Raw genomic sequence first — 15,377 nt, forward strand, 5'->3', positions numbered from 1 at the left:
CGCATCATCTTCATGACCATCCCCGCCGTCGCGCTGTCCCGCGGAGCGCATTGAGCGGGCGGCTGTATCCGATGTAGTCCAGGTGATAAGGCCTTTAGGCCTCACCGTTACCTTCCGCATCTATCCGGCACTGGCCATAGGATCATGTGCCTGACCCACGCCGCTCCCACAACGGAAGGGAGTGGCCGCAACGTTGCCTTGGGCAGTGCGAAGCATGCTGCTTTGAAACACCGGCCTGCCAGCGTCCGCTGCGGTGCTGACCTGCTAGGAACACCGCTAGTGCCCGGTTCACGGTCACCATGATCGCGTCATCGACCGTGCCGGAGGACGGGCACAGCTTGTCCATGGGCAAAGTGGCCGCCTTGTCAATTATTGAGCAAGGATTCGGAGTAATTTCTGGTTCTTTTTACTGTTAGCCAGGGTCTCAGTTGATGCGTTTGATCACGTGAATCTCGCCTTCAAAAGGTGAACAAAACTTTGACCGCAGGCTACTCGGGCAAAGCCGGTTTGGGGCTTCCTTGGATCAGACTGCGGGTCCTTGCCTGCGGAAAATAGGCATAGAAGGTGGCCCTGCTGACATCTAGGCGCCGGGCGATCTGGGCCACGGGAATGCCGCGGTCCCGGAGCAAGGCGCGGGCCATGGCAAGGTCCGCCTCGGTCAGCTTGCGCCGGCGTCCGCCCTTGCGGCCGCGGGCGGCAGCGGCCTTCAGCCCCTCGATCGTCCGCTCGCGGTTCAGGTCCAGGAAGTATTCGGCAATGGTGCCTAGGAAATTGAACATCAACCGCCCTGTGGGCGTCTCGGTGTCGATGGCCTCGGTCAGGGATCTCAGGCGCACCCCCTGCCCCTGCAGCCTGTGGGCGGTGTCCAGCATCTCGCGCAGGCTGCGGCCCAGCCTGTCCACCTTCCACACCACCAGCTGATCCTCGGGGCGCAGAAAGGCCAGCGCGGCCTCCAGGGCGGGACGCCCGGTCCCGGCACGGCCGGATTCCTTCTCCTCGAAGATCCGTTCGCAGCCTGCCCGTTTCAGGGCATCCCGCTGCAGGTCCAGTTTCTGGTCTTCTGTCGAGACGCGGGCATATCCAATCAGCATGTCCAAATCGTAGGCCAAGAGGGTATTCCGGACAACTGATTTCCGGACAGGGTTTCCGGACAGAAAAGGGTTCTGAAACCATGCCTGCGGACGGGCCGGTCAGGCCTGTCCGGAAAACGACCGTTTGATTGACGCTCGATCAGCGGAAGGTGATGCGGATGGGACGGCGTGCCCGGCGCGGGACCGGCTTGCCGATATGGTCCCTGAAACGGTGGGTATAGCAGATGGCGGCGATGATGATCGCGGTCCCGGCGCTGAACTGATAGAAATACACGACCTCGATCCACATCAGCATGAACAGCCGCACCATGAACAGGGCGAAGAAGACCGATGCGGCCGACGGACTGCGGATTGCCCAGCCCAGGCAGGCCCACGCGGCAGCGATGAAGATCAGGGCCTGAGCGGCAGTCGCCAGGATCCCGATCTCGACCGCGTTCGAGATGGGCGTGTTGTGGAAGTTGAACCCGCTGCGGCCCGCAATGCCGAAATCCGCCCAGAGCTGTTCGGCCAGCGGCTGGCCGGGAACCCAGAAGGCCTGGAACCCGACCCCCAGCAGGGGCCTTTCGGCGATCTGTCCGAATGCCACCGCCCACAGGTCTGTCCGGCCGGTCAGCGTGATGTCCTTGCCGGTCACGTCCAGGAACAACCGCGCCAGCTCATCCGAAAGCGAGGACAGCAGGATGGCAATCGCCGCGCCCAGCACGACTGCCAGGGCGATCGCGACCAGGCGCATGTAGGGCGTCAGGCGCTGCAGCAGGATGATGACGCCGAAGACCAGGATGACGGCCATGGTGCTGACCAACGCGCCGCTGGACTGGCCCATCACCAGAAGCACCGCCCCCAGGAACATGGCGGCCAGCGCAGGCAGGCGCCAGCGCATCGAAAGGCGCCGGTCGACCAGCACCGCAAGGGAGGCGATGATCAGCACAGAGCTGGCATCCGCGAGGGCGTTCTTGCTGGCATGGATGCCCAGATATCCCATCCCGTCGGACCGCGCCCGTCCCAGCAGAAGGCTGGCCAGCCCCCCCATCGCGCTGGTGGCAAAGACGATCTTCACGAAGGTCATCGGGGCCAGCCGATAGCCGATGGCGACCGCGATGATCACCGTCAGCACCAGCTGGATGCCATAGCGCAGCGTCAGCGAGGTATAGTCCGACCAGGCAAAGGACATCACGCACCACAGCGCCACCAGCACGATGGGCCATTCGCGCCGCAGCGAGGCCAGCACCTCGCCGGGCCGGGTGGCCACCAGGGCCATGCCCCCCAGCAGGAACAGCAGCGCGCCCTTGGACCCCAGGGGGGTGATGAAGGTCAGGCCGAAGATCGCGATGAATGCCGCGATGGCGTTGGGGGAATAGCTCAGGACCCGGCGTCGCGGCTGGCGTGCCGGTCGTCTGGCCGTCATGGGCGCGCCGGCGGGCATGGTCTCGACCATCAGCGGTCCTCGCAGGTGACCGAACCCTCGAACAGGCAGGACGCATCCAGCGGGGTGAAGGCCACCCAATCGATCTCGTAGGCCAGGGGGCCGTCCTGCGGCTCCTGGTGGCCCATCCAGTCGGTCAGGGTCGCGGTGCTCCAGAAGGACATGTACAGCTTCTGCGGATGGGTCGGCAGGATGCTGTCGGGCTCCGTGCGGTGGACCTCCCGGCCGTCCAGAAACCAGGTGATCCCCTCGGGCGCCCACCGGAAGCCGACCGTGCGGAAGTCCTCGTCGAAGGCCGTATCGGAAGGCGTGGTGCCGCCGTTGTGGGGCTGGCCCGAGACATAGGTGTTCATCGTCATCACGCCCGGATCGCGGGTCAGGATCTCGATGTCGATCTCGTCATGGGGAGAGTCGTGGACCGGCCCGGCATAGGTGAAGACCGAGGCGTTCAGCCCCGACTGGCGCGGGGTGCGGATGCGTGCCTCGTAGGTGCCGTGCTGCAGATAGGCCTTGCTCTGGATCTCTCCGCACAGGGCGGGCCGGTCGCTGTTTCCCGGCGCCGGGATGTGGAACAGCGTCAGCAGGCCGCCGCGCACCTGGACCGCCCGGCCCGACCAGTGGCAGTCCTGCCAGTCGCCGTTGGTCCAGCCGTCCGACACGTACCAGCGGTCCTTGTCCAGCCCGTTCGTGAAATCCTCGAAGAAGCCGTCCGCATCGGGATGCGGGTCCGCCTGCTGGGCGGACAGGGGCTGCGCCGCCAGGATGAGCGCGAGAGCGAGAGCGGATGAATGGCGCATGTGCAAAGCCTCTTGGCCGCATGGTTGCCGTGCAGACCCGCCCGGCTTATGGAAGCCGCAGCCAAACGGGTCAAGGGAAAGGCGTTCACATGTCGGGCAATCGGACGGGACGGAACGCATGACGCCTCCCGTGGTATCGGTGGTGATGGCCAATTTCCGGGGTGCGGCGCATCTGGCCCGCGCGATGACCTCGGTCCTGGCCCAGTCCGAACGGCGGCTGGAGCTGATCCTGTCCGACGATGCCTCGGACGATGACAGCCTGGCCATCGCCCGCCGGATCGCCGCAACCGATGACCGGGTGCAGGTCATCGCCGCGCCGCGGAACGCAGGGCCCGCGGCCACGCGCAACCGGGCTCTGGATGCCGCGCGCGGTGCGTGGATCGCTGTCGTGGACAGCGACGACCTGATCCATCCCGACCGGCTGGCGCGCCTGATCGCCGCCGCGGATGCGGCGGGTGCCGATCTGGTCGCGGATGACCTGGTCTATTTCGGGACGGTGCCGCAGGGTCGGACCCTGCTTCAGTCCCTGGGTCTATCCGCGCCCATGATGCTGGACGCGGCGCCCTATCTGCGCAGCAACGACCCTGGCGCGTCTCTGCCCCCCTACGGCTATCTCAAGCCGGTGATCCGACGCACCGCCCTGGCGGGCCTGCGCTATGACGCCGGGCTGAGGATCGGAGAGGATCACGACCTGGTGCTGCGCCTGCTGATCGGGGGCGCGCGCTTCCTGCTGCTGCCGGACCCGCTTTATGCCTATCGTCGCCATGCGGGGTCGATCTCGCACCGGCTGTCCGTCGCGACCGTCGAGGCGATGCTGCAGGCGCATCGCGCCCTGCCCCCGATGCCCGACCCCGAGACGCGCGCAGCCGCCGCATCGGTGGACCGCCAGCTGCGCCGAGCCCTGCGCTATGAGCATCTGGTCGCCGACATCAAGGCCCGTCGCTGGCTGGGCGCCCTGCCCCGGCTGGTCGACCCGGCCATGCTGTCGCGCCTGGCGGAAAGCCTGCGCGACCGCCGCAGCCGTGCGGTGGACCTGCCCCAGGACGCAACCGCCCTGTCCGACCCGTTGCCGCGGATGCCGCAGCCCGGCCAGGCCTGGGACCGGCCCCCTGCCCCCTGTGCTGCCCGGATCGCGGCCATGGCCGCGCAGGGTGGCCGCCTGCCGTCCGGGGCTCCGTCCTGGGCGGTCTGGCTGTCAGAAGCGGTGGTGGACGCCGGTTCGGCGCAGTGATGCCGGGGCGCCTTCGTCAGGGACTGCCGCGTTTCTCGTACCAGGTCCGGCAGAAGCGGACGAAATGGCGCGAGGGATGCTTGGGCTCGATCTCTTCGGCGGCGCACCAGCGGCGCCATTCCACCTCGAGGTAGCGCACGTCCCAGCCTGGCGCCGCGGCGCGGGCCTCTTCGTGGATGTCGGGGTCCAGGAAGGCCTCGAAGACCTCGGCCACGGGCGCGGTGCCGCGGTTGCGAAACACGACTTTGGTCTCGTCCGCAGAGAAGCGCAGCGAATAGTCGGGCATGTGCGAATGGGCCGTGTCCTCGCGGATGACATTGGCCACCAGCCGCCTGAACTCGAAGCTGGTCGAGGACGAGCCGCATTTCTTCTGCAGCAGGTCCAGGCCGATGGACCATTCGCGCTGGTTGCCGCAATGCTTGCGCGCCAGTTCGTAGAGACGGCGTTCCAGGGGGCGCCGCAGCCGGAAGTAGTCGCGGCTGATCGTCAGAACCTCATGAGCGCGGATCGCGTTGAAGACCCAGTCAGACAGCTTGATCTCAATCTCCTGCATGCGCCCCTCGCGGGTCTGACGCACGATGCGGGCGCTTTCGATCAGGCCGAAAGTCTCGAAGACCTCCTTGCCGCCGGTGGTGATGTTAGTCGAGATCCGCGTCCCCGCAAGCCGCTCCATCGCAGCCTTGAGCAGGTCATAACCGCGGCCCGTGGTCATCCGATTGGTGGCCCGCAGAAGGTCCGAGGCCTGAAAGCGGACCAACTGGCTGACCTCGCGGCCGTCGTTCAGGGCGCGGATCAGCTGGCTGATGCAGAAGATCAGGATGTCACGGTCGTGGACGGTAGCGATGCCGTCGCTGGAAGGCTTGATGTCGATCGACAGGCCGTTGTGCTCGTAGCGCCGTGGCCTCAGGTCAGGCTTGGTCGAGAGCGAGAAGATCGGGTGCTCCATCGACCCCACATCCGCCTTGGGCGCGGCGTTGATGATGTCGCAGACAAAGAAGTCACGCTGCGGATGTCGGTCGGGAAGAAGCGGACTGCTCATCGGTTCTCTGGCACTTAACGACACTTCACCCATAACGACACTTCACCCATAAAACAAGCTTAACGACACTTCACCCATAAGCGCCATGGAAACGACACTTCACCCATAGCGAATCACCACTTCACCCATAAAGAAACGACACTTCACCCATAAAGGCATCCAATAAACGATTGATTTTATTTCTTAAAAGAGGCTTCGAAAGCCCCTTAACACATATATAACCCCTTTTAACACAAAAGCCCTGTGGATAACTCCGCGCATCGACGCACATACAGGCCCTTTGGCTGAGGAATGGGACATGCTTGTGAGGGGGTGGTGGTGGACCGTCCTACTCGATCAGCAGGCGGCCGATCCGGGAGGCCGGAGCCGGCCTGCGGGCCGAGAGCTTGTCCCTCAGGATGCCGCGCGCGATGGGGGCAAGGGTCAGCGGATCCCGGCAGGCCGAGAGCAGGGCCCCTGCCCTGCCCGCCTGAGCGCGCCGATCCAGGAAAGCGCGCAGCAGGAAGCGTCGCCGCAACTCTCCTGCATGGACACCCAAGGCCGCACGGGCGGTCTCGTCCATTCCCTCCGCCGCCAGATGCGCCAGGGCGGCGGTATGGAGCGCTTGAAGATCGGTCGTGCTGTGACGCGAGCTAAGCGAATCAAAGCGCCAACGCGCAGCATAGCCGACCTCGGTCGAGACCCGGAACCGCGCCCGCTTCTGCAGCATCCTGACGTAGAGATCGTAATCCTCGCCCAAACGCATCGTCTCGTCATAACGGAGGCCATGGGCCTGTAGGAAGGCGCGGCGCATGACGGGCTTCAGAAACCCCCATTCCTGCCGCTTGCTGCCGCGGACGGAATGGTTCGCGCGCACGAAGCCTGCAAGATCGAGGTCAATCACCCGAGGACTGACCACAGGCGTTGCCGGCAGATCGCCGGGACCCGCGCTTTCGGCGACGAACAGGATGTTGTCGGCGATCATGTCGGCGCCGGAAATCGCCAGCAGCCGGGCAAAGCGCCCGGGCAGAACAAAGTCATCGGCATCCAGAACGGCCACGAAATCGCCCGTGGCAATGTCCAAGGCCCGGTTGCGAGCTGCGGCGGGCCCGCCGTTCACGGCACAGCGGAGCACCGTCAGCCGGTCGTCGCCTTGGCCCGACTTCTCGGCCACCGCTGCGGTATCGTCGCCCGATGCGTCGTCGACAACGATCACCTCTGCGGTCTCGGCCTCGGCCAATGCTGTCCGGACGGCATCCGCGATGGTGTCGGCGGCGTCATGGGCGGTGATGATCACCGAGACGGTGGAGACTGCAGCTGTGTTCATGACGGTTCACGTGGCAAGATGGTGCAGGAAAGTCCAGACTGCTATACGGATAGGGCTTGATTGAAATCGGATTTTTAATATTATCCGGTTAGTTTAATAATCAGGTAACCCATGCCCACAATCGTGATCGCGTCCCCAAAGGGCGGCGCCGGAAAATCCACCGCTGCGACTATCCTAGGGACCGAGTTGGCCCATGCAGGCGCCACGGTCACGATGCTTGATTGCGACCCGAACAAGTCTTTGTCGCTTTGGGCGGGGCGCGGAGCATTGCCGCCGCGCATCCGCGTCCTGTCCGACGTGAGCGAGGGCGAGCTGGTCCGTACCATCAAGCGTCACGATCAGGACGGCGAGATCGTCATCGTCGACTTGGAGGGGATCGCATCACGACTGGTCAGCCGGGCGATCTCGCAGGCCGATCTTGTCATCACGCCGATGCGCGCCACCACCTTGGACGCGACGGTAGGCGTGCGGGCCCTGCAACTCATCCATGAGGAGGAGGAGGCGTTGGACCGGGCCATCCCGCATGCCGTGGTCTTCACCATGACGCGCGCGGTGCGGTCGCGTCAGCACAGCGGCATCGAATCATCTTTGCGCGATCAGGGCGTCGACCTGATCGAACCGGCGCTGATGGAGCGGACCGCATTCTCGGCCCTGTTCGAGTTCGGAGGTGATCTGAGAACCATGCCCGCCCAGGGCAACATGGCAGCCGCGATCGAGAACGCTGAGGGCTTTGCCCGCGCGGTCTATGCACGTCTTGCGGCGGAGGAGCAGTGATGGGCGACAAACCCTTCAGCATCGACCTGGGTCGTCTGCGGTCGCGTGAAAAGGATCGCAGCCCCGCTGCGGTGGAACGTGCAGACCGGGCGGGTGAGGAGTTGGGCTTCGTCGACCGCGAGCCGGGCAAACGGCGCGGTCGCAAACCCAGTCCTCGCACCGGGCAGGTTCATGCCAAGGTTCTGCCGCCCGTCGCCGATGAGATCGCCGCCGAGGCCCGCCGCCGTGGCGTGCAGCAAGGCGTCATTCTGGAGGAGGCTTGGGCGCTCTATAAAAACCGGTACGAAAACAAATCCGGTTAATAAATATATTGGATTTATAATAAAACCAGGTTAGCGGAAATTTGCCATCAGCCAGCAATGCGGGGCAATTTGCCTGAAAAAGCGGCAGGGTTCATTTTTCATCTTCGAACATGCCATGCATCGAATCTTGAAAGCGACCTGCTGAACCTGCGGGTCACACTGATCGCGGCAATCCTGATGATGGCGCTGAGGGCATTCACATAAACCAAGCAGGGCCGTGCCATATGCGCAGTGGCCGATTACGATCAGGCGGCCATGTCGGTGGGCATCAGCCGCGCTTTATCTGGGTGATGGGCCGGTCGATCGCCAACTTCACGGTCCGAAGACATTGTTATGACAGGCTTCAGGTCAATGGGAATGCCACGTCATGATCATAAGGGGTGATGGAGCATGATCTCTATCAGTCGATCTGCAAAGACGTTGCCTGCCGCGGCATCACCCGACTGAAGTCAGATTACTATCGATTACGACAAATCCCTCACCAGCACTCTTTTAAGGCGACTTTAATAAGCTGATTTCATCCTGAAATTCGGATATTAGGCATGCTTCACCGCGGCACTGGTATTCGCAGGTTTGCTATGCGATATTCTTGCCGCGGTGCAGCAAAGCTGGGCGCGCGTTCGTTTGCGACGTCTGACTGCTTTATGCTGAAATGCGCGCTTCTCTAAGTCGAAAAAACCCGAGTTCTAGTCTAATATGACTGATTTGAAACGCAAGACCGTGGGCGGCATGCTTTGGTCCATCGCCCGCGCCGGGTGGAGCAGTGCGGTCACGCTTGTCCTGTTCATCGTTCTGGCTCGGATTCTTGCACCGCAGGATTTCGGTCTATTCGCGCTGGCCAGCATCCTGGTCGAGGTGGGCCGTGTGGTGTCCTCGGGCGGTCTTGGGGACGCGGTGATCCGTGCGCAAGAGCCGGACAATCGGTTTCTCAGCACGGTCTTCTGGCTGAACCTTGGTCTTTCTTTGGGATTTGCAGCGCTCATCGCGATCGCGGCACCGTTCTATGCGGATTTCCTTGGAAATGCCGACAGCCTCTACATCATTTACGCGCTGGCCCTGACCTTGCCATTGGGCAGCCTTGGGGCGGTACATGGCGCGCTTTTGGCACGCGAGTTCCGCTATGCCCAGCTGACCTTGCAGGCCATGCTGGCCGGACTGTCATCTGGCGTGATCGCCGTGGCATTGGCCCTGAACGGCTTTGGGATCTGGTCGCTGGTCGCGCAGGCCTTTGTCGGTGCCATTGTGTCTGTGGCCTTTGCCTGGGTGGTGATCCGGTGGCGGCCATCGCTGCAGTTCGACACCTCTGTGGTCCGGTCGATCGCCGCCTTCGGCGCAAGCCTTGCGGTGACGCAACTGGTCTGGATGATGCTTGTCCGAGTGCAGGATCTCTTCATCGGCAGTTTCTACGGCCCCGCCGCGGTGGGGATCTATCGCATCGCTTGGCGCATGATCGAGCTGATCGCCAACATGCTGTTGGGCCCGATCGGCAGCGTGTCCCTGGTGTCGTTCTCGCGCATGCAGGACGAGCCGGATCGGCTGCGTTACGCCTATGGCCGGATGATCAGCTATGCCTCGTTTCTGGTCTTTCCGATGATCCTGGGGTTCGGAGCCACGGCGGTGCTGTTGATGCCCCTGATCTTCGGCGACAACTGGAGCGAAGCGATTCCGGTGACGCAGATGCTGTCGCTGATGGCGATCCCGTTTGTGTTCAACTTCTTCGCCGGGCCGGTGCTGACCGCATCCAATCAGGCTGGTGCTGTCCTCAAGGTGGCGGTGGTGCAGCTGCTGACCACGATCCTGTTCACCTGGATCGCCGTGCGCTTTGGTCTGGTCGCCGTGGCGGCCGCTTATGTCCTGCGCGCCTATGTCACCATGCCGCTGCAGCAATACATGCTGGCCCGTCATCTCGGCATCCGGATGGGGGATACCTGGGCCGCGATGGTACTGCCGTTGGGATGTGCGATGGCGATGGCGATCGCGGTGCATTTCTCCCTGCCGTGGCTGGTAGCACGTTACGGCACCGGTTGGACGCCGACGCTGCTTGCGGTCGGCCTTGGGGTGGTGGTCTACACAGCCCTTGTCGTTCTTCTGGCCCGGTCGCAGGTGCGCGACATGGTCACAACCCTTCTCTCGATGCGCCGCAAAAAGGAACCCGCGGAATGACCTCTCTGACGCCCACGGCAACCGTTGCGCCGGCAACAGCGCAGACTCATCTTCAGGTGATCTCTCGACTGCAGGGACTGATCGACCAAGTCCTAGCCCCTAGCCTGCCTGCGTTGCGTGCCGGACCCTATGGGCTGATGGACATGCCAGATCATGGCAACGTGGGCGACAGCGCGATCTGGGCGGGCGAGATTGCTTGGCTGCGGAAAAATCTAGGCTCTGATCCTGCAATGATCACCGATCACCGTGACCCTCTGGATCAGGTGAACCGTGACCTTGCGGGCAAGACGGTGCTGCTGCACGGCGGCGGAAACTTCGGTGATATCTGGACAGAGAACAACGATTTCCGCGAAGCGATCATCGCGGCCAATCCGGACAGCACGATCATCTCGTTTCCGCAATCAATCCACTATGACAACCCTGCAAATATCGCCAAGACCGCGCGAAACCTGAGGGCTGCCAAGTCCCTGCGGCTTCTGGTGCGCGACCATGAAAGCCATGCCCTAGCGACACAAGCCTTTGATTGCGAGGTGACGCTGTGTCCGGACATGGCCTTTGCGATGGGACCGCTGCAGCGGGTCGGTACCCCTGATCTGAATGTGCTTCTCTTGATGCGCACGGACAAGGAAGGCGTAGGCCATCTGTCACAAGACTGGCCCAAGGGCTGGGAGCAGGCCGACTGGCTGGATGATACGCCGAACCTTGAGCGCGATGTGCTACGCGACAGCCGGATCAAGGCGGTGATGAGCCTGTCTCCCGCGCGGATGTCCCGCATTGCGCGGCGAAACTACTATTACAACCAACTCGCCGAACGCCGGGTGACGCGCGGACTGAAGCAGCTGTCGCGTGCCCGGTTCGTGATTACCGACCGGCTGCATGTGCATATCCTGAGCACGCTTCTTGGGCTGCCGCATTGCTTCTTGGACAACCACTACGGCAAGATCTCACGGTTCTCTGCAGCGTTCTCCACCCGCTGGTCTGACAGCTATCAGGCGAAAACGTTGCCCGAGGCGGTGGCCTGCGCTCAGGCTTGGTTGGAAAGAGCCGGGACTGTCCAAAGCTGATGCATTCGTTGGGTCTGACAGAATCTGATCGGGCAGCCTTGTTGCAACTTGCAGACCGGACAATGGTCCGCCCGGTCCAGGCTGTTTACTGGCACCGAAGGACAGGGCTGTTGATCGATAACGCGTCACCGGGTCATAGGACTGATGTGATGCATAAGCCGACCGCCGAGGATTGCACCATAAGCCCGATGCTCTCTTGGGTGCTGGACAGAGTTCCGGCAAAGGCTTTTCGTCCGGTGACGCGCACTTTGGGCGCGATGCGTGAAGGGAATATTCAAAGATGCTGATAACCGTCATCATGTGCACCCGAAATCGTGCCCGGCAACTGCATCATGTGCTGGACAGCTTCGTTGCCCTTCGCCAGCCCGACAATGCGACCTGGGAAATGATTGTCGTTGATAACGGCAGTACCGACGATACGCCTGCAGTGATCGAGGCATTTTCCGACCGTTTGCCCTTGCGTCGCGTATGGCAACCCGAGGCAGGGCTGTCGAATGCACGCAACGCTGGCGTGGCTGCGGCGAAAGGCGACTATATCTGCTGGACGGATGACGACGTGGAATTGGATCCAGGCTGGCTGGAGGCTTATGCCCGTGCGTTTCACCGCTATCCTGACGGAACGATTTTCGGCGGGGTGGTCGAACCGGTGTACGAGGCGACACCGCCGGACTGGATGATCGACAACGCGGATCTGTTGGTCGACCTGTTGGCCAAACGCGATCACGGTCCGGAAGAGCGTCGCATGGAAGCCGAGTTGAGCCTGTTTCCGTACGGGGCAAATTTCGCCGTGCGTGCCGCCGAGCAGCGTCAATGCCTTTACGATCCGAAGCTTGGTGTCAGCCCGAACCAGAAGCGGCTTGGCGAGGAGACTACGGTTCTGGTTGCAATCGCTGCCTTGGGTGGCGCTCATTACTGGATTCCGTCCAGTCGGGTTCGCCATCTGATCCCGGCAAGCCGGATGAGCTTCGACTATGTTGCGGTGTATTTCCAATCAGTTGGCGAGACTTGGGCCTATATGAGCATGATGGATGGCGCGCCGATCATGGGACCATCAATACCGCCGGGGGGACGCAGAATATTGGGCGTGCCAGTGTGGATATGGCGTCACTCGATTACGGAAAATGTATCTTATCGTGTTAAGCGCGGCATGGGTAAGAACCCACGCGAGTGGCTAAATAATCTTATCATGAAAAGTAGAATGATAGGCGCACGCAATTTTATATTGAGGAATTCATGAGGGTGCTTTCTGCACAAAGCACTCACGGCAACGAGTTTCACTTGGGTTTTTGATTTCCAGAAGGAAATAAAATTAATATTGGAGCCTCTAAAAATAGCGGATTATCAATAATTATAAATTTTATACTATTAAAATTAGCTATCTATTACCAGTCCCGGGATTTTTTTCTGTTAAGTAAAACGCTGAAGAATGAAAACGGTATTCTTAGAGAAATAAGTGGATCGTAGCGCTGAATTTTTTTCAATGTTGTAAGGTTCGGTCGCCATCCTTTTAACAAGGCGCGAGTAAACAAGAATCCATAACCGCGACGCTTTCTTATGCAATTAGCTTCTATAGCCTCCTTTGCCGCTCCGACCGCTTCAGGCATGGCTTTGAGCTTCTCTGACATCAGAAGCAGGTGTCCAAGACGATCGATCGACGCGGGATTGCTCCAGTCGAATGCCGAAAAGTAAATGTTGAGTCCCTCCCCGCAAATTACGTTGCTGCGCCAAGATGCGACCATTGGTACATCATGAATTGCCAAGGTAATCCAATACAGATGGTCTTCGCCTGCAACTCGAAGATCACTATCGAAACGATGTCCTTTGCTCACTTCCGCCCGCATAACTATGCACGACGTTTGACAAAGATATTCAGTAATCATTTCTGCAGATAGAGCTTTAGGAGAAAACCCGAAAACTGGCCCTTGCTCGCTCAAAACTTTGGCCTTCTGCCTCAGGCGGGTGCCCTTTTCCTTAAGCGCATCAATGACGGCATGGCCACTGCCATGCTCATTGCGTGTATGATCACAAAAGTAAAAGCCGTATCCCTGATCCAATGCATCTATCGCATCATGCAGATGCTGTGGCAGCCACTCGTCATCCGAATCCAAGAAAGCCACAAAATCTACAGCGGCGGTATCCGCTAAATCCAATCCCCTGTTGCGTGCTGCACCTGGTCCAGCATTGGGTTGGTGATGAACAGACCAAGAGATATTATCTTGTAGAGGAAGATTGGCTAAATCATGCTCAGCAGACACAGGAGAGCTATCGTCAATGATAAACACATGTAAGTTAGTATTTACGGGTAGCCGCTGAGCTAGAACGCTAATCATTGCTCGTTTCAGAATACTGCTCTTTTTCTGATAAAAAGGAATGATCACAGCAACCGTTCGTGCATAGCCTAAGCTATCCTGAGCAGAATTGGAATTTAAAGTCTTCAGGATGGCAGAAGGAGGCATGATTATAGTCCGCATGTGATTTCAGAAGTTTAGAAGATTAAAATTTATCTGTAATTAAATTAAATTATAAATTACACGAATCTAGAGGCTTGTAACAGACGGGTGGACCCGACCCAAACTCCTTATGACCATCTGCTTGGCTCTGCCTTTGAGGCTTGCCGATGTATCATACGGTTTCACACCCGCCTTATAAAGTGCAAGCATTCTTATTTCTGTAGGTATTCGCAAAATATCACCTTTGATAAAGTTTTCCTTGAGATTCCTTGGTGTTTCTTTCCATACTTTTCTTCGAATGAATCGAATTGACGCTTTCAAGTCAATTTCACGACGCAACCAGCCTCGTTCAAATCCTAAGTTTCTTGTGGTCTTATTTTCATTCTGGGACCAAACTGCCAGTTTTTCAAGGCATATGTAAATTGGTTCTGCCACTAGGCAAGTTCTGATGTATTCATCAAGAGCAGGTATCGTATCTGTTCTGAAAGATAGTTCTCTCTTGATGTTTTTGGACCAGAATACTCCGCCGTTAGAAATTCCTATGCCGCCAAAAAGTGCCAAATGAAACTCTTCAGGCTGATATATCCGCTCGTCGAACGTCCCATCAAGCAGCCCAAATTTACTTAAATGCTGTTCTGAAGCATTTTCGATAACTTGGTTGATCTGACATATAGATGCGCCATTCTTCTCAAGGATGCCTATTCCTCGTTCCATGAATTCCGGTCTAACCTGATTATCGTCTTCAAGCATAAAAAAATAATCGGCTGAGTATGGGTTATCACGCCGGAAGCATGCGTCCAGATTGGCAACCAAAAACTGCTGTGGTGAGTTGCCAATGTATCGGATACGAGGATCGCACATTTCCTCAACAACATGACGTGCGGAGTTGTCGGGGCAATCGTCACGAACCTCACATATCCACTCTTGATGTGTTTGTGCCTGCAAGCAAGCTAGAGCTCGCTTTAGCTGAGAAGGGCGACGGTAAGTAGGGGTTCGAACTAACACTAAGGGCATAACATTTTCCATTTGGTGAGCTTTAATAACAGAGATAGCAACGCTGCACCACTAAGTTCTTAATTTACTTTTATATCTATAAAGTTAAGAAGCGATATTAAGGGACTATGGCTCCTTCCCTTTTTGTATTTCGGGAAAATAAATTTCTGCTTGCATCAAAAGCGCTTTGATAAAGATAATAACTCCCAGAACCTCCAATCCTTCTTCTATATTAACAAGAAAACGATATATTGGAGATGTGAAGACATCATCCTGGGAGCTATTTTCTGATATGAAAATCCCAGCAATCATTTCCATGCCAACGGCACCGAAGACAAAAATGGATCCCGCGATTATAATGGTATAAGATACGTGGGTGTGGAGGTGGCGTATAAACGGAAAGAATAGGAAGAAAAATATTGGAATGATAATAAGCGCTGGAATTACCCAAGCAAATTCAAAAATTCCAGAGGTTGAGAAGGAGGTGCTGAGCATGCCTGAGACTCTCTCATGAAACGAGAGCATTTCATCTGCAGAAAGTAAGAAAAAAAGCGAGCCAAGTATTCTCCATTGCGTTTTGACGTTTTTTGTTTGCCCATGATCTTTCAAAGAAAGAAAGAAGCATATGAAGGCCGCTGCGCTTAACATAACTGTGGAAAACCAAGTATAGAAGCTTTCTTCAAAATCAAGATCGAGAACCCATATTTTGGCGCTGGTTCCTGTAAGCCCACATTCCCCAAGTAA

At 58.7% G+C, this 15,377-nt stretch carries 14 protein-coding genes; 6 read left to right on the top strand and 8 right to left on the bottom strand.

Annotation, left to right across the window (positions count from 1 at the left end; all coding sequences use genetic code 11):
- Positions 1–488 precede the first annotated feature (488 nt).
- From TW83_RS13405 to TW83_RS13415, 3 genes are all read right to left on the bottom strand, one after another.
- Positions 489–1,091 carry a recombinase family protein gene (locus TW83_RS13405; RefSeq protein ID WP_045983288.1) on the bottom strand — a complete coding sequence of 201 codons (603 nt, stop codon included), beginning with the start codon at positions 1,089–1,091 and terminating at the stop codon, positions 489–491.
- Positions 1,092–1,230: 139 nt separating this feature from the next.
- Positions 1,231–2,526: an O-antigen ligase family protein gene (locus TW83_RS13410; RefSeq protein ID WP_052714889.1), complete on the bottom strand. Its 1,296-nt coding sequence runs from the start codon at positions 2,524–2,526 to the stop codon at positions 1,231–1,233.
- Positions 2,526–3,311 (bottom strand): family 16 glycosylhydrolase, encoded by a 786-nt coding sequence (locus TW83_RS13415; RefSeq protein WP_045983279.1) that lies wholly within the window; start codon positions 3,309–3,311, stop codon positions 2,526–2,528. Before TW83_RS13415 ends, TW83_RS13410 begins: the two co-directional genes overlap by 1 nt.
- A gap of 118 nt (positions 3,312–3,429) precedes the next feature.
- Between TW83_RS13415 and TW83_RS13420 the strand changes: the two genes are divergently transcribed.
- The gene (locus TW83_RS13420; protein ID WP_162198047.1) at positions 3,430–4,542 is read left to right on the top strand and encodes a glycosyltransferase; all 1,113 of its coding nucleotides are present in this window, start codon (positions 3,430–3,432) and stop codon (positions 4,540–4,542) included.
- A 16-nt stretch (positions 4,543–4,558) separates the two neighbouring features.
- Here TW83_RS13420 and TW83_RS13425 read toward each other — a convergent pair whose 3' ends face one another.
- Together TW83_RS13425 and TW83_RS13430 are read right to left on the bottom strand one after the other, a co-directional pair.
- A complete protein-coding gene (locus tag TW83_RS13425) occupies positions 4,559–5,581 on the bottom strand; it encodes a replication initiator protein A (RefSeq protein ID WP_204245759.1) in 1,023 nt (340 codons plus the stop codon).
- Between the two features lie 328 nt (positions 5,582–5,909).
- Positions 5,910–6,887: a glycosyltransferase family 2 protein gene (locus tag TW83_RS13430; protein ID WP_045983281.1), complete on the bottom strand. Its 978-nt coding sequence runs from the start codon at positions 6,885–6,887 to the stop codon at positions 5,910–5,912.
- 111 nt (positions 6,888–6,998) lie between these two features.
- Here TW83_RS13430 and TW83_RS13435 point away from each other — a divergent pair, with 111 nt between their 5' ends.
- From TW83_RS13435 to TW83_RS13455, 5 genes are all read left to right on the top strand, one after another.
- Positions 6,999–7,661, top strand: a complete 663-nt coding sequence (locus TW83_RS13435) for a ParA family protein (protein WP_045983282.1) — start codon at positions 6,999–7,001, stop codon at positions 7,659–7,661.
- Positions 7,661–7,963: a hypothetical protein gene (locus TW83_RS13440; RefSeq protein WP_045983283.1), complete on the top strand. Its 303-nt coding sequence runs from the start codon at positions 7,661–7,663 to the stop codon at positions 7,961–7,963. The genes TW83_RS13435 and TW83_RS13440 overlap by 1 nt, the downstream gene beginning before the upstream one ends.
- 705 nt (positions 7,964–8,668) lie before the next feature.
- Positions 8,669–10,126, top strand: coding sequence for a lipopolysaccharide biosynthesis protein (locus TW83_RS13445; protein WP_162198048.1), 1,458 nt, complete (start codon positions 8,669–8,671; stop codon positions 10,124–10,126).
- The gene (locus tag TW83_RS13450) at positions 10,123–11,190 is read left to right on the top strand and encodes a polysaccharide pyruvyl transferase family protein (RefSeq protein WP_045983285.1); all 1,068 of its coding nucleotides are present in this window, start codon (positions 10,123–10,125) and stop codon (positions 11,188–11,190) included. Before TW83_RS13445 ends, TW83_RS13450 begins: the two co-directional genes overlap by 4 nt.
- A 280-nt stretch (positions 11,191–11,470) precedes the next feature.
- The gene (locus TW83_RS13455; protein WP_045983286.1) at positions 11,471–12,427 is read left to right on the top strand and encodes a glycosyltransferase; all 957 of its coding nucleotides are present in this window, start codon (positions 11,471–11,473) and stop codon (positions 12,425–12,427) included.
- 145 nt (positions 12,428–12,572) lie between these two features.
- Here TW83_RS13455 and TW83_RS19865 read toward each other — a convergent pair whose 3' ends face one another.
- From TW83_RS19865 to TW83_RS21160, 3 genes are all read right to left on the bottom strand, one after another.
- Positions 12,573–13,646, bottom strand: coding sequence for a glycosyltransferase family A protein (locus TW83_RS19865; RefSeq protein WP_162198049.1), 1,074 nt, complete (start codon positions 13,644–13,646; stop codon positions 12,573–12,575).
- 81 nt (positions 13,647–13,727) lie between these two features.
- Positions 13,728–14,666: a glycosyltransferase gene (locus TW83_RS19870; protein ID WP_084697488.1), complete on the bottom strand. Its 939-nt coding sequence runs from the start codon at positions 14,664–14,666 to the stop codon at positions 13,728–13,730.
- Positions 14,667–14,759: 93 nt separating this feature from the next.
- Positions 14,760–15,377 (bottom strand): hypothetical protein (locus tag TW83_RS21160; RefSeq protein WP_204245760.1); only part of this gene is annotated, 618 nt, incomplete at its 5' end.

The organism is Paracoccus sp. S4493 (genome assembly GCF_000967735.1).
GTDB classification, from domain to species: domain Bacteria; phylum Pseudomonadota; class Alphaproteobacteria; order Rhodobacterales; family Rhodobacteraceae; genus Paracoccus; species Paracoccus marcusii.